Source organism: Saccharothrix syringae (genome assembly GCF_009498035.1).
Taxonomy (GTDB): Bacteria; Actinomycetota; Actinomycetes; order Mycobacteriales; family Pseudonocardiaceae; genus Actinosynnema; species Actinosynnema syringae.
On sequence record NZ_CP034550.1, the window covers coordinates 9379750 to 9397337 of the forward strand.

General features: G+C 74.2%; 21 protein-coding genes. 14 read left to right on the forward strand and 7 right to left on the reverse strand.

Features of this window, described 5'->3' with window-relative positions:
* Positions 1 to 40: 40 nt before the first annotated feature.
* Complete coding sequence (locus tag EKG83_RS39260; RefSeq protein WP_033432696.1) at positions 41 to 484, forward strand: hypothetical protein; 444 nt, start codon at positions 41 to 43, stop codon at positions 482 to 484.
* Positions 481 to 909, forward strand: coding sequence for a ferritin-like domain-containing protein (locus EKG83_RS39265; protein ID WP_033432697.1), 429 nt, complete (start codon positions 481 to 483; stop codon positions 907 to 909). Before EKG83_RS39260 ends, EKG83_RS39265 begins: the two co-directional genes overlap by 4 nt.
* Before the next feature lie 180 nt (positions 910 to 1089).
* Here EKG83_RS39265 and EKG83_RS39270 read toward each other — a convergent pair whose 3' ends face one another.
* The 4 genes from EKG83_RS39270 to EKG83_RS39285 are packed head-to-tail and all read right to left on the reverse strand — an operon-like array spanning position 1090 to position 4138.
* Positions 1090 to 1788: a hypothetical protein gene (locus tag EKG83_RS39270; protein ID WP_051766302.1), complete on the reverse strand. Its 699-nt coding sequence runs from the start codon at positions 1786 to 1788 to the stop codon at positions 1090 to 1092.
* A 55-nt stretch (positions 1789 to 1843) separates the two neighbouring features.
* On the reverse strand, positions 1844 to 2854 hold the full coding sequence (locus EKG83_RS39275) for an aminotransferase class V-fold PLP-dependent enzyme (protein WP_033432698.1): 1011 nt from the start codon (positions 2852 to 2854) through the stop codon (positions 1844 to 1846).
* Between the two features lie 7 nt (positions 2855 to 2861).
* Entirely contained in the window at positions 2862 to 3335 is a 474-nt protein-coding gene (locus EKG83_RS39280) for a DUF4442 domain-containing protein (RefSeq protein WP_033432699.1), read from the reverse strand.
* Between the two features lie 26 nt (positions 3336 to 3361).
* Positions 3362 to 4138, reverse strand: coding sequence for an SDR family NAD(P)-dependent oxidoreductase (locus EKG83_RS39285; protein ID WP_051766303.1), 777 nt, complete (start codon positions 4136 to 4138; stop codon positions 3362 to 3364).
* A 61-nt stretch (positions 4139 to 4199) separates the two neighbouring features.
* On the opposite strand from EKG83_RS39285, the gene EKG83_RS39290 reads away from it, so the two are divergent.
* From EKG83_RS39290 to EKG83_RS39305, 4 genes are all read left to right on the forward strand, one after another.
* Positions 4200 to 4607: a YjbQ family protein gene (locus EKG83_RS39290; protein WP_033432742.1), complete on the forward strand. Its 408-nt coding sequence runs from the start codon at positions 4200 to 4202 to the stop codon at positions 4605 to 4607.
* Positions 4608 to 4679: 72 nt separating this feature from the next.
* Positions 4680 to 5690, forward strand: a complete 1011-nt coding sequence (locus tag EKG83_RS39295; RefSeq protein ID WP_051766304.1) for a flagellar basal body-associated FliL family protein — start codon at positions 4680 to 4682, stop codon at positions 5688 to 5690.
* A complete protein-coding gene (locus tag EKG83_RS39300) occupies positions 5690 to 6382 on the forward strand; it encodes a hypothetical protein (protein WP_033432701.1) in 693 nt (230 codons plus the stop codon). The genes EKG83_RS39295 and EKG83_RS39300 overlap by 1 nt, the downstream gene beginning before the upstream one ends.
* Entirely contained in the window at positions 6379 to 7059 is a 681-nt protein-coding gene (locus EKG83_RS39305) for an HAD family hydrolase (RefSeq protein ID WP_228122381.1), read from the forward strand. Before EKG83_RS39300 ends, EKG83_RS39305 begins: the two co-directional genes overlap by 4 nt.
* Here the strand turns inward: EKG83_RS39305 and EKG83_RS39310 are convergent.
* Positions 7056 to 8804 (reverse strand): proline--tRNA ligase, encoded by a 1749-nt coding sequence (locus EKG83_RS39310; protein WP_033432702.1) that lies wholly within the window; start codon positions 8802 to 8804, stop codon positions 7056 to 7058. The genes EKG83_RS39305 and EKG83_RS39310 overlap by 4 nt on opposite strands.
* Before the next feature lie 281 nt (positions 8805 to 9085).
* On the opposite strand from EKG83_RS39310, the gene EKG83_RS39315 reads away from it, so the two are divergent.
* From EKG83_RS39315 to yaaA, 3 genes are all read left to right on the forward strand, one after another.
* Entirely contained in the window at positions 9086 to 9436 is a 351-nt protein-coding gene (locus EKG83_RS39315; RefSeq protein WP_033432703.1) for a VOC family protein, read from the forward strand.
* A 122-nt stretch (positions 9437 to 9558) separates the two neighbouring features.
* Positions 9559 to 10371, forward strand: a complete 813-nt coding sequence (locus EKG83_RS39320) for an endonuclease/exonuclease/phosphatase family protein (protein ID WP_051766305.1) — start codon at positions 9559 to 9561, stop codon at positions 10369 to 10371.
* A gap of 11 nt (positions 10372 to 10382) precedes the next feature.
* The gene (gene yaaA / locus EKG83_RS39325) at positions 10383 to 11120 is read left to right on the forward strand and encodes a peroxide stress protein YaaA (RefSeq protein WP_033432705.1); all 738 of its coding nucleotides are present in this window, start codon (positions 10383 to 10385) and stop codon (positions 11118 to 11120) included.
* A 150-nt stretch (positions 11121 to 11270) separates the two neighbouring features.
* On the opposite strand, the gene EKG83_RS39330 is transcribed toward yaaA, so the two are convergent.
* Positions 11271 to 11516, reverse strand: coding sequence for a hypothetical protein (locus EKG83_RS39330; RefSeq protein WP_033432706.1), 246 nt, complete (start codon positions 11514 to 11516; stop codon positions 11271 to 11273).
* An 87-nt stretch (positions 11517 to 11603) separates the two neighbouring features.
* Between EKG83_RS39330 and EKG83_RS39335 the strand changes: the two genes are divergently transcribed.
* The 3 genes from EKG83_RS39335 (at position 11604) to EKG83_RS39345 (ending at position 14550) form a co-directional block, all read left to right on the forward strand.
* Positions 11604 to 12569 (forward strand): GlxA family transcriptional regulator, encoded by a 966-nt coding sequence (locus tag EKG83_RS39335; RefSeq protein ID WP_033432707.1) that lies wholly within the window; start codon positions 11604 to 11606, stop codon positions 12567 to 12569.
* A gap of 51 nt (positions 12570 to 12620) precedes the next feature.
* Positions 12621 to 13109 carry a hypothetical protein gene (locus tag EKG83_RS39340; RefSeq protein WP_033432708.1) on the forward strand — a complete coding sequence of 163 codons (489 nt, stop codon included), beginning with the start codon at positions 12621 to 12623 and terminating at the stop codon, positions 13107 to 13109.
* A 526-nt stretch (positions 13110 to 13635) separates the two neighbouring features.
* Positions 13636 to 14550 carry a serine protein kinase RIO gene (locus EKG83_RS39345; RefSeq protein ID WP_033432745.1) on the forward strand — a complete coding sequence of 305 codons (915 nt, stop codon included), beginning with the start codon at positions 13636 to 13638 and terminating at the stop codon, positions 14548 to 14550.
* Here EKG83_RS39345 and EKG83_RS39350 read toward each other — a convergent pair.
* Positions 14513 to 15100, reverse strand: coding sequence for a TetR/AcrR family transcriptional regulator (locus EKG83_RS39350; RefSeq protein ID WP_051766306.1), 588 nt, complete (start codon positions 15098 to 15100; stop codon positions 14513 to 14515). The two genes, EKG83_RS39345 and EKG83_RS39350, sit on opposite strands and share 38 nt — an antisense overlap.
* A 26-nt stretch (positions 15101 to 15126) precedes the next feature.
* Between EKG83_RS39350 and EKG83_RS39355 the strand changes: the two genes are divergently transcribed.
* Both EKG83_RS39355 and EKG83_RS39360 read left to right on the forward strand, forming a co-directional pair.
* Complete coding sequence (locus tag EKG83_RS39355; protein WP_033432709.1) at positions 15127 to 15618, forward strand: HXXEE domain-containing protein; 492 nt, start codon at positions 15127 to 15129, stop codon at positions 15616 to 15618.
* A 179-nt stretch (positions 15619 to 15797) separates the two neighbouring features.
* On the forward strand, positions 15798 to 17273 hold the full coding sequence (locus EKG83_RS39360) for a DEAD/DEAH box helicase (protein ID WP_033432710.1): 1476 nt from the start codon (positions 15798 to 15800) through the stop codon (positions 17271 to 17273).
* Positions 17274 to 17588: the final 315 nt, after the last annotated feature.

Sequence of the window (17588 nt, forward strand, 5' to 3'; positions counted from 1 at the left end):
CCCACGGGCCACCGGGGCGGCTCTGGCAGGATCGGGACACGTGATCGGTAGAACCGCGCCCAGCAGGCGGGGGGTGCTGCTGGCGGTGGCCGCGGTACCCCTGGCAGTCGCGTGCACCACACCCGAGCCCACCCCGTTGCCGCCGGACGCGCTGGAGGAGCTGATCCGGTCGGCGCGCGCGGACGCCGCCCTGGCCGCGGCCGTGGGCGCGCCGGAGACGGCGACGGCGCGGACCGAGCACGCCGACCGGTTGGCGGCCGAGGTCTACCGCGCCACACCGCGGGTGCCCGGGTCGTCGGTGCCGCCGTCGGCGCCGCCGTCCGTGGCGCCGCCGGCGGGTGCGACGCGGGAGGGGCTGGTGGCGGCGCTGCGGACGGCGCAGAAGCAGGCGGCCGACCTGGTGGCGTCGGTGCCGGCGCACCGGGCCGGGTTGGTCGCGTCGGTGGCGGCGGGGTGCGCGAGCCTGGTGGAGGCGTTGTCGTGAGCGTGGAAGCGGTGCAGGAGGCGTTGGCCGCCGAGCACGCGGCGGTGTGGACGTACGGGCTGGTCAGCGCGTTCATCACGCAGCAGGGCGCGGCGGTGGCGGAGGGCGCGACGGCCCACCGCGCCCGGCGGGACACCACCGAGCGGTGGCTGCGCGACCAGGGCGCCACCCCGACCCCGCCGGCCGCCGCCTACCTGCCCCCGACCCCCGTGGACAGCGCCGCCTCGGCCATCGCGGCCCTGATCGCGGTCGAGACCGACGCGTGCGTGGCGTGGCGCGGCGTCCTGGAGCGCACCGACGACGCCACCCTCCGCACCTCGGCCCTGGACGCCCTGACCACCTCGGCGGTGCGCGCCACCCGCTGGCGCAAGGCAGCCGGCCTGACCCCGCTCTCCATCACCTTCCCAGGCACCCCAGTCGGCTGACCCCGGCGTGTCATGCACTCGAACCGCGCGTGTCATGCGTTCAGCACCCGTGTGTCATGCACTCAGCACCCACGTGTCATGCGTTCAGGCCCTCTGAGCGCTGAACTCGGAGGGTCTGAACGCATGACACGCCGGGTCTGAACGCATGACACGCGCGGCGGGAAGGCATGACTCGCGGGGTTAGGTGAGGTTGGCGGCTAGGCGCAGGGCGTCGAAGCTGATCTTCTTCATCAGGTGGTTGTGCTCGGGTTCGTTGGGGCCGTGCTTGACGGAGTCCGACTCGACGATGACCACGTCGCGGTCGCGCTGGGTGGAGGCGAAGCCGCCGCGGGCCAGGGTGGTCAGGCCCTCGACCTTGACCGCGCCGTCCTTGACCAGGTCGTTCACGTTCCCGGTGCCGTCGCGGGTGGTCAGGTCCTTGAGCTTGGCGGCGTCCTCGGTGGTCTTCATCCGGACCACTGACACGGACGTGTAGACCGTCATCCCGTCGGGGGTGGTGGTCGTGTACAGGCCGCGCGTGAGCTGCTGGCACGGGGTCCGCGTCAGGAACGCCTTCGTCTCCCCGTACGCGTGCACCGCGCAGTCGCTGTCCTTCAGCGGCTCGGGCACCTGCGGCGACTCGGCGAAGGTGAACTGCCCGGCGGGCGCCGACGTGGGGGCTGGTGTCGCCACCGGGCTCTTCTCCGGCTTCACCAGCAGCCAGACCAGGCCGGACACCAGCGCCACGCCGAGCAGCCCCAGGCCCTTGACCAGCAGCCCGCGGCGGGGGCGGGCCGGCGGGGGCGGGGTGGTGCTCATCAGCGAGTCCAACTGCCCCAGCTCGGACCGCCACAGCGGGGCGGTGTCCGACGGCCGGATCGGCGGGATCCGCTGCGTCACCTCTTCGGGTGATTCAGGAGGAACCGACACAAGAACTCACGGTAACGGAAGCGGCTCAGCCGAGCGCTTCGAGCACCAGTTCGACGTCCTCCGCCGAGTTGTACAGGTGGAACGCCAGCCGGACCCGCCCCGCGCGCACGCTGGACCGCACGCCGGCCGCCGCCAGCCGCTCCGCCGCGGCGGGCGGGACGTCGAGCGAGACGATCGCGCTGCCCCGCGCGGGCAGGCCCAGCCCGGTCAGCAGGGCGTCGGCCAACCCGACGTTGTGGTCCCGGACCTCCGCCAGGTCCAGCGACGCCAGGTAGGCCAACGACTCGGCCGCCCCGTACTGCGACAGCCACACCGGCGCCACGTCGAACCGGCGCGCGTCCGAGGCCAGCCGCACCGGCAGCCCGTACACCGTCGCCATCGGGTCCTCGCCGCCGTACCAGTTCGCCGCCACCGGCACGGTCCGCTCCAGCGCCGACGGCGAGCAGGCCAGCCACGCGCACCCGCGCGGCGCCATCAGGAACTTGTACCCGACCCCCACCACCCAGTCCGCCCAGCCCAGGTCCAGCGGCAGCCACCCGGCGGCCTGGGAGACGTCCAGCAGCACCGGCACCCCGGCCGCGCGCAGCCCGCCCAGGTCGACGACCCGCCCGTCGGCCGACTGCACGACGCTCACCGCGACCAGGTCGTGCCCGCCGGCCGCGGCCGGCACCTCGTCCAGGTCGACCTCGGTCACCCGCAGCCCCCGGGCCGCGAACGGGAAGGTCACGCTGGTGAACTCGCCGCGCGCCACCAGCACCGACGCCCCCTCGGGCAGCGCGGCCGCGACCATGGCCACCAGGTGCGCGGCCGTGGCGCCCTGCGCCACCCGCGCCGCGGGCACGCCCACCAGCCGGCCGAACCCCGCCCGCGCGGCGGCGATCGACGGTTCGGCCGAGTCCGGCGTGTCCTGCCCGCCCGCCCACCGCCCCACGGCGGCGGCCACGGCCTCGGCGGCGGGCCGGGGCGGCACGCCGATGCTCGCGGTGTTCAGGTAACCCGGCGGGACGTCGAAGGTGGTGCCGAAAGCGCTGCGCATGTGATCATCACACCGCCCGGAGCGCCCCGCCGTCCACGGACTTCTTGCGCCGCGCGTAGACCTGCTTGCGGGTGCGCGCCACGACCTGGCCCTCCGCGTCGACCACGTCGGTGGTGAACCACACCAGCGCCTTGCCACCGTCGGCCGCCAGCGACCGCACCTCGTCCAGCTGCTCGTCGGTCAGCCGGAACTCCGCGAACACGTCGCCGCGCCCGGGCCGGACGAACTCGATCTCGGCCGCCTTGTCCCACACCACGTGGTCGCGCCGCAGGTGCTGGAGCACCATCAGCATCCAGAACGGGTCGGTCATCGCGAACAGCGAGCCGCCGAAGTGGGTGCCCACGTAGTTCCGGTTCCACCGGTGCATCCGCAGCCGCACCCTGGCGTAGCGGTAGTCGTCGGACAGCTCGACCACGCGGATGCCCGCGAACAGGAACGGCGGCCACAGGTTCATGCCGCGACGGAGACGCGAAGCCTTCATGGGCGACATGTTACCCATGGGTAATTTCAGTGGAGGATGATCGTATTCCTCGTCACCCTCGCCGCCGCGTCCGAGCACAGGAACGCGATCACGCCGGCCACCTCCTCGGGCTGCGACACCTCGTGCGAGGCGCGCACCGCGTCGTTGACCCACCCGGTGTCGACCACGCCCGGCTTGACCACGTTCGCCGTCACGCCGTGCGGCCACAGCTCGCCGCCCGCGGCCAGGGTGTAGCTGTCCATCGCCGCCTTGGCCGCCCCGTAGGACACCTCGCCGGGGAACCCGAGCGGTCCGCCCGAGGTCAGCCCGACGATGCGGCCCCAGTTGCCGCCGCGCGCGACGTGCCGCCGGGCGAACTCGGCGATCATCAGCGCGCTCGCCCGCGCGTCCACGGCGAACTGCGCGTCGAAGGTCTGCGCGGTCACGCCCCGCAGCACCCGCCCGAACCGGTCCACCTCGGTGGCCAGGAACGTGTCCTGCACCCAGGCGGAGGCGTTGTTGACCAGCACGTCCACCGGCCCGAAGACCCGCTCGGCGGTGTCGAACAGCCGCGCCGGCGCGGTCACGTCGGCCAGGTCCGCCTCCACCGCGTGCGCCCGGCCGCCCGCCCCGGTGATCGCGGCCACCACCTGCTCGGCGCCCGACTCGCGGGCGGTGAAGTACGCCCCGGGCAGGCTCGGGTCGGGCGTGGGCACGAACCGCAGGTAGGTGACGAGGACCTGCACCCCCTGCGCCGCGAGGGCCCGCGCGGTGGCGGCGCCGATGCCCTGGTTGGCCCCGGTGACGATCGCGGTGTGGATCACGGCCCGAATCGTGCCGGCCGGTCGCGCGCGGTCGCACGGCGTTTACCGGCACAATGCCGACGTGCGCAGCGAAGAGATCCAAGTCCGCACCGGCTCCGAAGAGGTCGTCTACGACCTGACCCGCCATTGCGAGGACTTCCTGGTCGACGTGGACGGTGACGGCCTGCTGCACATCTGGGTGCCGCACGCCACGGCGGGCGTGGCGGTCCTGGAGACCGGCGCGGGCAGCGACGACGACCTGCTGACCGCGCTCAAGGACCTCCTGCCGGCCGACAACCGCTGGCAGCACCGGCACGGCACGCCCGGCCACGGCCGCGACCACGTGCTGCCCGCCCTGGTGCCGCCGTACGCGACGATCCCGGTGCTGGGCGGCGTGCTGGCGCTGGGCACCTGGCAGTCGGTGTGCCTGGTCGACACCAACGTCGACAACCCGGTCCGGAAGGTCCGGCTGAGCTTCCTGCCCGGGTAGCGGCGGAGCTCCCCCCTGTCGAATCGCTCTCGTCCACCCCGAACGGATGAACCGACGAGGTACGGTGCCCGGGTGACTTACCCAGGTGACGGGCAGACCGGCTGGGGCGGCCAGCCCAACCAGGGCGGCTGGGACCAGCAGGGGCACGGCCAGCAGCAGGGCCAGCAGCAGGGCCAGCCGCAGTACGGGCAGCAGCCGGAGTACGGCCAGCAGTACGGGCAGCCGCAGTACGGGCAGCAGTACGGTCAGCAGCCCTACGGCCAGCCGGACTACGGGCAGCAGCAGTACCCCGGCGGGTACGGCGGCCTCGGCGTGTTCTCCGGTGGCGGGGAGCCGCCGCGCAAGAGCAGGACCAAGCTGTGGCTGGCCATCGGCGCGGTCGTGCTGGTGCTCGTCGGCGGTGGCGCCACGGCGTTCCTGCTGACCAGGGACGAGACCCCGTCGGCCGGGCCGAGCAGCAGCAACACGTCGCAGCCCACCACGACGAGCCGCCCCAAGCCGACCACCACCACCAAGCCCTCGACCGACCCGGCCGCGACCTGCGAACCGGTCAAGCCGGGCTGGAACTGCCTGCCCGTCCCCGCGCTGTCCTACAGCTACGACGTGCCCAAGGGCTGGTCGCCCTCGTCGGGCACCGCACCGGTCGAGGGCATGACCGACGTGCGGCTGACCGGCCTGTCCCTGGTCGACGCCTACGACTGCGGCGGCAAGGGCTTCACCCGCGGCGGCGCGGGCGGCGCGGTCGTGCCGCAGAGCGACCTGGCCGCGGTCGCCAAGGACTTCGCCCAGAAGCTCGGCACCCAGTTCTACAACTCGGCGCCGAAGTCCGAGGTGAAGCTCGGCGAGCCCAAGTCGGTCGAGCTCGGCACCATCGAGGGCGTCCAGGTCGACGCGACCATCACCACCTCCGGCGACCAGTGCCTGGCCACCAAGGGCATGGTCAAGGTGCTGGTGCTCAAGGGCGACCGCGGCTACCACGTGTTCTTCGCCAACGGCGACCTGGAGGGCGGGCCGGCCGACCCGAAGCCGGCGACCGAGGCCGACCTCCAGGCCATGGTCGACTCCGTGCGGCCGCTGGGCTGATGAGCTACACCGGGCTGGGCGCCTACCCGCCGCAGCTCCCGCCGAGGCGGCCGAGCCGGGCACCGCTGTGGATCGCGCTCGCGGTCGTCGCCGTGCTCGCCGCCGTCGTCGGCGTGGTGGCGTTCACCCTGCTCGGCGACCACGAGGGGCAGGCGGGCACGCCGGCACCGACGAGCACCTCGCCCGCGCCGGACTGGCTCGCGGTCGAGGACGACGAGGCCGGCCTGCGCTACGAACTGCCGCCGTCGTGGGAGGAGGGCGGCACCGGCGCGCTGGGCCGCCTCCGGATCACCGGGTCCCACGTGTCCCGGCCGTTCCAGTGCCAGGGGCGCGACATGGTGCAGGCGCAGGCCGTGGCCGGGTCCGTCGCCTCGGGGAACGCCGAGGAGATCGCCACCGACGTGGTGAACCGGCTCGCCCGGGGCGGCTACACGGTCGACGGCACCGCGCCCGGGATCGGCGAACCGCGCGTCGAGACCTCCGACGACCGGGTCGTGGTCAGCGTCGAGGTGACCCCCAAGGCCGTCAACGCCTGCTACGCGCCCGGGGCCGTGGTCACCGCGGTGGCGCTGCGCAAGGGCTCGAAAACCGCCGTCTTCGCCCTCAACGTCGCCCAAGGCGGTCCCCACGCCGCCCAGGGACCGGCCGAGGACGACGTGCGGCGCATCCTGGAAGGCGTCCGGCTGACGTGAACACCCTCGTGCTGTGGGACATCGACCGCACCCTGGTCGACGTGCGCGACCTGGGCCGCCACTGGTACCGCTCGGCGCTGCGCGCGGTGGCCGGGCTCGACCTGGTGCACACGCCCCACTTCGGCGGCCGCACCGAGCGGTGGATCACGCTGGAGCTGCTGACCTCGCACGCCCTCGACCCCACCGAGGAGCTGGTCGCCCGGATGCACGCCGAGCTGGTCGACGTCGCCACCCGCGAGCACGCGCAGCTGGCGACCGCGGGACGCGCGCTGCCCGGCGCGCGGGCCGCGCTGGAGGCGCTGGCGGGGCGGGCGGACGTGGTGCAGTCCCTGGTCACCGGGAACCTGCCGGAGATCGCCCGGTTCAAGCTCGCCGCGTTCGACCTCGACGAGCACCTGGACTTCGGGATCGGCGGCTACGGGCAGCTGTCCGAGCACCGGCCCGAGCTGGTGCTGGAGGCGGTCCGGCTGGCCGAGGCCAAGCACGGCCGCGGGTTCCGCACCGTGGTGGTCGGCGACACGCCGCACGACGTGGAGGCGGCGCTGCGGCACGGCGCCGTCGCGGTGGGCGTGGCCACCGGGTCCAACACGGCCGAGGAGCTGCGCGAGGCCGGTGCGCACGTGGTGCTCACCGACCTCGCCGACACGGCGGCCGTGCTGGCCGCCGTGCTGCCCTAGCCCTTCACCAGATCGGTGAGGTGGGCGACGACGCCGTCCAGCGGCACCTCGACCCGCTCGCCCGAGCGGCGGTCCTTGACCTCGACCACGCCGTTGGCCAGGCCGCGGCCCACCACCACGATGGTCGGCACGCCGACCAGCTCGGCGTCGGCGAACTTCACGCCCGGGCTGGCCTTGCGGTCGTCCAGCAGCACGTCGAGACCGGCCGCGGTCAGCTCGCCCGCGAGCTTCTCACCACCGGCGAGCAGGGTCTCGTCCTTGCCCGCGACGACCAGGTGCACGTCGTACGGCGCCACGTTGCGGGGCCAGACCAGGCCGCGCTCGTCGTGGCTCTGCTCGGCCAGCACGGCGACCAGGCGGGACACGCCGATGCCGTAGGAGCCCATGGTGATCCGGATGGGCTTGCTGTCCGGGCCCAGCGCGTCCAGCGAGAACGCGTCGGAGTACTTGCGGCCCAGCTGGAAGATGTGCCCGATCTCGATGCCGCGCGCGGCGACCAGCACGCCCCGGCCGTCGGGCGACGGGTCGCCCTCGCGGACCTCGGCCACGTCGATCACGCCGTCGGGGGTGAAGTCGCGGCCGACGACCAGGTCCACCACGTGGTGGTCGGCCTTGTCCGCGCCGGTCACCCACGCCGTGCCGCGCACCACGCGCGGGTCGACCAGGTAGCGCACCCCGTTGGCCTGGAGCGCGCCGGGACCGATGTAGCCCTTGACCAGGAACGGGTTGCGGGCGAAGTCGGCCTCCTCCAGCATCGCCACCTCGGCGGGCGCGACCGCGGCCTCCAGGCGCTTGAGGTCGACCTCGCGGTCGCCGGGCACGCCGATGGCCAGCAGCGTCCAGTCCTCCTCGCCCGGCCGCTGGGTCTTGACCAGGACGTTCTTCAGGGCGTCCGCGGCGGTGAAGGTGCGGCCCAGGCCGGCCTGGTTGAGGAAGTCGACCAGCGTGCCGATGGTGGGCGTGCCGGGCGTGTGGTGCACCTGCGCCGCGGGCTTGTCCTCGACGGGCTGCTCCGCGGGCGCGGGCGTGGTGACCGCCTCGACGTTGGCCGCGTAGTCGGACTCCGTGCTGCGCACGAAGGTGTCCTCGCCGGTCTCCGCGACGGCCAGGAACTCCTCCGACGCCGAGCCGCCCATCGCGCCGGACGTGGCGGAGACGATCACGTAGTCCAGGCCCAGCCGGTCGAAGATGCGGATGTACGCCTCGCGGTGGCGCTGGTAGGACTCGGCCAGGCCCTCGTCGGTGAGGTCGAAGGAGTAGGAGTCCTTCATCACGAACTCGCGGCCGCGCAGGATGCCCGCGCGGGGGCGCGCCTCGTCCCGGTACTTGGTCTGGACCTGGTACAGGGTGACCGGGTAGTCCTTGTACGAGGAGTACTCGCCCTTCACGGTGAGCGCGAACAGCTCCTCGTGGGTGGGGCCGAGCAGGTAGTCGGCGCCCTTGCGGTCCTTGAGGCGGAACAGGTTGGGGCCGTACTCGGTCCACCTGTTCGTGGCCTCGTAGGGCTCCTTCGGCAGCAGCGCGGGGAACTGGATCTCCTGCGCGCCGATGGCGTCCATCTCCTCGCGCACCACCCGCTCGACGTTGCGGAGCACCCGCAGGCCCAGCGGCAGCCACGAGTACCCGCCCGGCGCGACGCGGCGCACGTAGCCGGCGCGGACCAGCAGCTTGTGGCTGGGGACCTCGGCGTCGGCCGGGTCCTCGCGCAGAGTGCGCAGGAACAGCGACGACATCCTGGTGATCACGGTGGGTGCTCCTCGTGGCGCGGGTTTGGCGGCAAGGGTAGTGAACGCGGCGGGGTCCGCGCTTCCGGGTTCCGCCCCGGCACCCGCCTGAAGTGCCCGATCGCGGTCCCGGCCCGCACTCCTCGCTCTCAGTCCCCGGCACCGCTCGCACTCCCCTCGCCTCCGATTCCCGCCCCAGCCACACCCCTCCCGCGCTTCCCTGCCCGCCCCGGCCCTCGCCTCCGGCCGTCCACTCGTGCGGCGGCGCGGGTTTTGTCGGTGGTGCCCGCTAGCGTCCGCGCATGACCATCTCGATCGGCATGATCACCTTCGACACCGAGGACCCCCGGCGGCTGGTGGACTTCTGGACCAAGGCGCTGAACACCTCGGTGGCGCAGGACTACGGCGACTTCGTCATGCTCGCCCCCGCCACCGAGGGCGGTGTGAGCCTGGCGTTCCAGCGGGTCGGCGACCCGACGCCGGGCAAGAACCGGGTGCACTTCGACGCGCACGTGACCGACCTGGAAGCCGAGGTCGAGCGGCTGGTCGGGCTGGGCGCGACCGCGGTGGAGCGGCACACCCACCCCGGCCTGACCTGGCAGGTGCTGGCCGACCCGGACGGCAACCGGTTCTGCCTCGCCCACTCCGGCTGACGCCCGCTCGGGAGGCGGGTCCGAACCCGCCCCCGCCCGGTCCGACTCACCGCGCATGGTGGTGGGTACTCCGCCACCATGCGGAGTGACGATTCCCGGATTGGAGCGCGGGCTTGCGGTTGATGACCTGGAACCTGTGGGGGCGCTTCGGGCCGTGGCGGGAGCGCGAGAAGGCGATCATCGACACGCTGCGGGTCGTCGACCCGGACGTGCTGGCGCTCCAGGAGGTGTGGACCTCGGCCGACGGGACATCGCAGCTGGAGGTCATCGCGGAGGCGCTGGGCATGCACAGCGCGGGTTCGGCCCACCCCCTCGGCGACACCGGGCTGGGCCAGGGCAACGCGGTGCTCAGCCGCTGGCCGATCAGCGGGTGGCAGACCGTGGACCTCACCCCGGACCCGACCGACCCGCGGCTGGCGGTGGTGGCCGACGTCGAGACGCCCCAGGGCACCGTGCCGGTGGTCAGCACGCACCTGTCGTGGCGGCCCGACGAGGGCGGGGCGCGGCTGCGGCAGGTGCGGGCGATCCGGGAGCACCTGGCCGCCCGGCCGGCGGGCGTGCTGCCGCCGGTCGTCATGGGCGACCTCAACGCCGAGCCCACCTCCGACGAGGTGCGCGCGCTGACCGGGCTGAAGGCCGACGAGCCGCCGGGGCCGGTGTTCATGGACTGCTGGGAGCAGGCCCGCGGCGGTGAGCACGGGTACACCTGGGACCACACCAACCCCTACGCCGCGTGCACGCCGTGGCCGCGGCGGCGGCTGGACTACGTGCTCATCGCCCTGCCCGACCTCGGCCTGGTGCACCAGAAGCGGATGGGGTGGTTCGAGGTGGACAGCTGCGAGCTGGCCGGGGTGTCCGCGGTGCGCGGGACCGTGCCGTCCGACCACTACGCCGTGGTGACCCGGCTGCGCGTGCTGCCCGACCGGCCGCACTAGGCTCCCCGCTCGTGCTCGTGCTGCTCCCGCCGTCGGAGACCAAGGCCGAGGGCGGTTCCGGCGGGCCGCTCGACCTCGACCTGCTGTCGCACCCCGAGCTGAACCCGGTGCGGGCGAAGCTGGTCGACGCGCTGGTCGACCTGGCCGCCGACGTGCCCGCGAGCCTGGCCGCGCTCGGGCTGTCCGAGCGGCAGGCCGGCGAGGTGGCGCGCAACGCCGAGCTGCGCCGCTCGCCCACCACGCCGGCCCTCGCCCGGTACACCGGGGTGCTCTACGACGCGCTCGGCCTGGACTCGCTGACCAAGGCCGAGCGGAGCCGCGCGCACCGGCGGCTGGCCGTCGCGTCGGCGTTGTTCGGGCTGGTCGGTGGTGGTGACCCGATCCCGGCCTACCGGCTGTCGGGCGGCAGCGCGCTGCCCGCCACCGGGCCGCTGGGCGCCCTGTGGCGGCCGGTGCTGGAGCCGGTGCTGGCCGGCGCCGACGACTTCATGGTGGACCTGCGGTCGAGCCCGTACAACTCGCTGGCCCGGGTGCCCGGGGCGGCGGTGGTGCGGGTGGTGACCGAGGACGCGAAGGGCAGGCGGAACGCGGTCAGCCACTTCAACAAGGCGCACAAGGGACGGCTCGCCCGCGCCCTGGTCGAGTCCCGTTCCGAACCCGCCGACCTCAAATCCCTGGTGCGGGTGGCCACCAGGTCCGGCTTCCACCTGGAACCCACCGGCCCGCACACCGCCGACCTGGTCGTCTGACCCAGGTCGCCGCCCTGGTCGCCCGAGGACGCGCGGTCGGGAGCCCACCCCTCGCCGAACTCCCACCCCGCGCGTGTCCTCCACCCAGACACCGCGAGTCGACCACTCAGGCACCGCGAGTCGAACCTCCAGGACCCCCGAGTTCCACGTTCAGGCGGCCCGGGCGTGCGACACGCGGTGTCCGACCGGAGGACTCGCGGTGTCGGAACGGTGGACACGCGGTGTCGGGGTGGAGGACACGCCGTGCAGGTCGTTGTGCAGTCGGAGCAGGTCTCGGTCTTCCACGTCGTGGCTGCCCGCCAGGCGGGGGGCGAAGGAGGGTCGGCGGCGGTGGTTGCGCTCCAGGCCGTGGACGACCAGCGCCACCACGGCCAGGGTGATCAGGATTGCGGTCATGGCAACAACTGTGCGATGCGCAAGAACCTGCCACCACTGGCAGCTTTGCCATTGTTCGTCAAGATCCAGCCAACTACTGTGGACCCCATGCTGCGCACCGTTGCCGCCGTCGTCATCGACGGCCTGGCGCCGTTCGAGTTCGGGGTCGTCTGCGAGGTCTTCGGCATCGACCGCACCGACGAGGGCGTGCCGCCGGTGGACTTCCGGGTCTGCGGCCCGCAGCCCGGCGCGCCCGTGCGCACCAGCGTCGGCGCGTCCCTGACCCCCGAGCACGGGTTCGACGCGCTCGACGGCGCCGACCTGGTCGCGGTGCCCGCCGTGGGCGTCCGCCCCGAGTACCCGCCCGCCCTGCTGGACGCCCTGCGCCGCGCGCACGCCGCCGGCAGCACCCTGCTGTCGGTGTGCAATGGCGCGTACGTGCTCGGCGAGGCCGGCCTGCTGGACGGTCGCCGCTGCACCACGCACTGGCGGTACGCCGACGACCTGGCCCGCCGCTTCCCCGAGGCCGAGGTCGACCCGGACGTGCTGTTCGTCGACGAGGGCGACATCGTCACCAGCGCGGGCACCGCCGCCGGCATCGACGCCTGCCTGCACCTGGTCCGCCGGGAACTGGGCTCCGCCGTCACCGGCGCGATCGCCCGCCGCATGGTGGTCGCGCCCCAGCGGGACGGCGGCCAGCGCCAGTTCATCGAGCTGCCCGCGCCGCCGCACCGGGCCGACAGCCTCCAGCCCCTGCTGGCCTGGCTGGAGGACCGGCTCGACGAGGAGCACAGCGTGGCCAGCCTGGCCGAGCGGGCCACCATGTCCGAGCGCACGTTCGCCCGCCGCTTCGCCGCCGAGACCGGCACCACCCCGCACCGCTGGCTCACCACCCAGCGCGTGCTGCGCGCCCGCCGCCTGCTGGAGGAGACGGAGCTGACCGTGGAGGACGTCGCCCACCGCTGCGGCTTCGGCACGGCCGCGTTGCTGCGCCACCACTTCACCGCCTTGGTGGGTGTCGCCCCCAAGGACTACCGGCGGTCCTTCTGCCAGCGCGACCGGCCAAAAGTGTGACTGACCGCAGCGAGTTGTCACCTCTCGTGACGGCAGTGCCAGAATGACCGCGTGAGCGCCGACACATCCTCGGACACCGTCACACCCGCCCTGCTCAGAGGGCACACGCAGGACCTGGAGAGCGACCCGCTGGACGCGCCGGAGGCGTTGAAGCGGGTCTGGTCGGGCCTCTGCCTGGCCCGGTTGCTCGGCCTGCGGCTGGCGTGCACGGACCAGGGGTGGCGGCGCCGGCAGGCCAACGCCGAGTCCCTGGAGCACCAGCTCGCCCACGACCTCGGCACCTCGGCCACGTTCGCGGACACCGAACTGCGCCTGCCCGAGGACGGCTCGCCGCGACCGCTGCCCCGCCACGAGGTGGAGGAGGCGGTGGTCGCGCTGGTGGGGTTCAGCGCCACGGCCCGCCGCCGGATGCTCGCCGCCGCGCCGCTGGCGCGCGAGTGGCACGACGAACGCGTGCTGCGGCACGACTCGAAGGTGATGGGCGGGCTGGCCGAGGCGTGGCTGGGCAACCGGGCCGGCTACCGGGTGGAGCGGCGGTAGGGCCGGTGACGGGAGCGCGCCGAGCAGCGGGACGGTGACGAGCGGCGGGACGGTGACGAGCGGCGGGACGGTGACGAGCGGCGAGAGCAGGACGAGTGGCGGGACCGCTCGGCGGCGGGGCCGGCCGCGGGACCGGCTGACCGCGGGACCGCTCGGCGACAGGACCGGCCGACGACAGGACCGGCCGGTCGCGGAACCGGCCCGCGGGAAAACCCGTTGCGGCCGGATCGCGGGTCCGGCAACCTGATCGCGAAACGCGCAGAGCGCCGGTGGTGGAGACCACGGCGGACTTGAGGAGGTGCCAGATGGCCATTGCCGTCCGGGACGTGGCACCGACCCGTCCGCTCGCCCACCCCGCCTGACGCGGCCGGAGCGCAACGCGACCGACTCCCACGCCGGGCGCGGTGGGGCGACCACCCCACCTCACCTGGAGCGAACCCCAGTGCGCGAGCACGCCAGTTCTGACGATTCCGAGACCGACGACGAGGGCTACGACTTCGAATCGCGGTTCGACCACGCCGACGACCTGCGCTGGCAGGTCAAGAAGGCCAGGCAGCAGCGCCGCCGCGACGAGGTGGCGCCCGACCGCCGCGGCCGGCTCACCGAGGAGGCCAGGGACCGCCTGGCCGAGATGCGCGAGGACGCGCAGGCCGCGGACGTCCCGCCCGAGGGCGACCGGTGGTCCACCTGGGGCGACGCCGACCAGGGCCCCAAGCCGCACCCGTCGTGGCTGGTCACCGACCTGTCCGCGGTGGACCGCGAGCTGGGGGTGGTCAAGACCGGCAAGGAGGCGGACGTCTTCCTGCTGGAACGGGCCATGCCCGGCACCGACCGGTCGTGCCTGCTGGCCGCCAAGCGGTACCGCAGCAACGACCACCGGCTGTTCCACCGCGACGCGGGCTACCTGGAGGGCCGGCGCATACGGCGCTCGCGCGAGATGCGCGCGATGACCAACCGCAGCGCGTTCGGCCGCAACCTCATCGCCGAGCGGTGGGCGGTGGCCGAGTTCGCCGCGCTGACCCGGCTGTGGCAGCTCGGCGCCCCGGTGCCCTACCCGGTGCAGCGGGACGGCACCGAGCTGCTGCTGGAGTTCGTCGGCACCGACGGCGCCGCCGCGCCGCGGCTCGCGCAGCTGCGGCCGGACCCCGACGAGCTGCTGGACCTGTGGCGGCAGCTCGTGGACGCGCTGGGGCTGATGGCCTCGGCGGGTCTGGCGCACGGCGACCTGTCCGCGTTCAACCTGATGGTGCACGACGGGCGGCTGGTCGTGATCGACCTGCCGCAGGTGGTGGACCTGGCGGCGAACCCGCGCGGGCCGGAGTTCCTGGAGCGCGACGTGCGCAACGTCGCGGGCTGGTTCACCGGGCGGGGCCTGCCGCCGGAGCTGGCCGAGCCGCGCGAGGTCACCGAGGCCCTGCTGGACGAGGCGGGCCTGCGCTGACCTGGTCCGCGCCGACCCGGTCCGCGCTGAGCAGCGGCCAGACCAGGGCGAACACGTCCTCCGCCGGGCGCGCCCGGTCGGTGGCCAGCCAGTGGTAGACCAGCGGGCCGAACAGCAGGTCGCGCACGAGCTCCGGGTCGGTCCCGGCCCGGAGCTCGCCGCGCGCCACCCCGCGCCGCACCACCCCGTCGACCAGCGCGTGCCGCTCGGCCAGGAACCCGTCGACCAGCCCCGGCACCCGGCGGGCCTCGGCGTGCACCGCCAGCACGACCCACGACAGCCCGTCGACCAGCGCGTTCGCCAGGGCGAGCAGGTCGGCGCGGGCGCTGCCGGTGTCCGGGTCGGCCATCGGCACGACGTCGGTCAGCAGCACGTGCGCCACCAGGTGCAGCTTGGTCGGCCACCGCCGGTAGAGCGCGGGCCGGCCGACCCCCGCCCTGGTCGCCACCGCGTCGAGGGTCAGCGCGTCGAACCCCACCTCGTCCAGCAGCTCCAGCGTGGCGGTGGTCAGGGCCCGGTCCACCCGGGCGCTCCTCGGTCGTCCAGCCATGCGTTACATCATGTAACGTAATTGCCATGGTCAGCAAGAAGGTCACCTGGGGCCTGCTCGCCGCGTGGGTCGTGCACGACCTGGAGGAACTGGTCACCACGGCGCGCTGGACCCGGCGGCAGCCGCGCGTGCCGACCACGACCGCGCCGCACGCGGCGACCGCCATCGGCCTGGTCGGGGTCGTCGTCGCGGCCGCGGCGGCGGACGGCGCGCGCACCGGCGGCCGGTCCCCGTTCTTCCAGGCGGTGCTGACCGGCTTCGGCCTGCACTCGGTCACCCACGTGCTGGGCAGCGCGGTGTTCCGCGGCTACACGCCGGGCGTGGTCACCGCCCCGGTCGTGGTGGCCCCGTTCAGCGTGTGGGCAATTCGTCAACTCCGCCGCGCGGGAATTCGGGTGCACCCCTCGCCACGTGCGCTGATATGGTTCCCGGTGACGGTCGGCGCGGCCCACGCGATTGCCCGTTTGGTCACTCGTGCGGCCGATCGGCCGCACTCGATGCCCGGGCAGCGCCCGTGATCGGCTAGACTGGTGGTGCACCGCCCGGTGGCGCCACGGAGCGCCCCAGGCCGCCGCAGTGGCCGGCGGTGCTCCCAACCACGATCGGCGCGGTCCGCGCGCCGGGCCCGTCCCCGCGATCGCGCCTGCCGGCAAAGCAGAGCAATCCGCCGAGACGTGCCGTGTCCCGGAGGTCAGCTTTGCCACCACTGTCCCAAGGCCGTTCCGAGCGCCCGCAGACCCGCAAGCCGCGAGGCAGGCGCCCAGGCCAGGGGAACCGTCGCCCGGCCCCCGTCGCGGAGCCGGCGACCACCGTCCCAGACCACGTCGAGAGCACGCTCCCCGAGGGCCCGCTGCCCTCGTTCGCCGAACTGGGCCTGGCCGACGAGCTGCTGCGCGCGCTCGACCAGGCGGGCATCACCGACCCGTTCCCGATCCAGGCCGCCACGCTGCCGGACGCGCTGGCGGGCCGTGACGTGCTCGGCCGCGGCCAGACCGGCTCGGGCAAGACGCTCGCGTTCGGCCTCGCCCTGCTGTCCCGCCTGGCCGGCGGCCGGGCCAAGCCGCTCAAGCCGCGCGCCCTGGTGCTCGTGCCGACCCGCGAGCTGGCCATGCAGGTCGAGGAGGCGCTGTCGCCGTTCGCCCGCTCGCTGGGCCTGTGGTGCCGCACCGTCGTCGGCGGCACGTCCTTCCCGCGGCAGATCGACGCGCTGCGCCGCGGCGTCGACCTGCTGATCGCCACGCCCGGTCGGCTCTCCGACCACGTGCGGCAGGGCACGGCCGACCTGTCCGAGGTGATGTTCACCGCCCTGGACGAGGCCGACCAGATGGCCGACATGGGCTTCATGCCCCAGGTGCGGGCCATCCTGGACCTGACCCCGCGCGACGGCCAGCGGCTGCTGTTCTCGGCGACCCTCGACGGCGACGTCGACAAGCTGGTCCGGCAGTACCTGCACGACCCGGTGGTCCACTCGGTCGCGCCGCCGACCGGCAGCGTCACCACGATGGAGCACCACCTGCTGTTCGTGTCCGCCGAGGACAAGCAGTCGGTGGTGACCGAGGTCGCCGCCCGCGAGGGCCGCACGATCATGTTCGTGCGCACCAAGCACCACGTGGACCGGCTGGCCAAGAAGCTGCGGTCGGTCGGCGTGCAGGCGGGTGCCCTGCACGGCGGCAAGGCGCAGAGCGCGCGCACGCGCGTGCTCGGCCAGTTCCGCGAGGGCACGATGCCGGTGCTGATCGCCACGGACGTCGCCGCGCGCGGCATCCACGTGGACGACGTGAGCCTGGTCGTGCACGTGGACCCGCCGGCCGACCCGAAGGACTACCTGCACCGGGCGGGTCGCACCGCCCGCGCCGGCCAGTCCGGCACGGTGGTCACGCTCGTGACGCACGACCAGCGCCGCGCCGTGCAGGGCCTGACCGCCCGCGCCGGCATCCGGCCCGCGTCGACCAAGGTGCGCCCGGGTGACGAGGACCTGATCCGGATCACCGGTGCCCGCGTGCCCAGCGGCGTCCCGGTCACCGAGCCGGAGGTCCCGGTCCGGGCCCGCCGGGGCGGTGGCGGTGGCGGCGGTCCGCGCCGCACCGGCGGCGGCTTCCGCGGCGGCCGCTTCGACCGCGACCGGTCGGGTGACCGCGCGGGCGGGCGCCCGCGCCGGGTGGCCCAGCACTGAGGTTCGCCGGTCCGGGCGGTCGACCCGCCCGGACCGGACGGCTCAGCACTGATCCGGGGGCCGGGCGGTCAACCCGCCCGGCCCCCGGTCGCAGGCCCGGTGGGCGGTGGCACGCGCGTGTCGCCGCCCGCTGGTAGCCTGCCGATCGAGCACGAGTTCCAGGGAGTTCCCTTGCTGGTGGCCGAGGACGACGTCTCCGGGTGAGACCCGGACCACGACCGGCGGTGCCCGCCTTCGCGCGGTGACGCCGCGCCGCGTCGTGCCCGTCCTCCTCCGTCCACCCCGGGCGGCCTCGCGCGCGCCCGCACCTCCCCC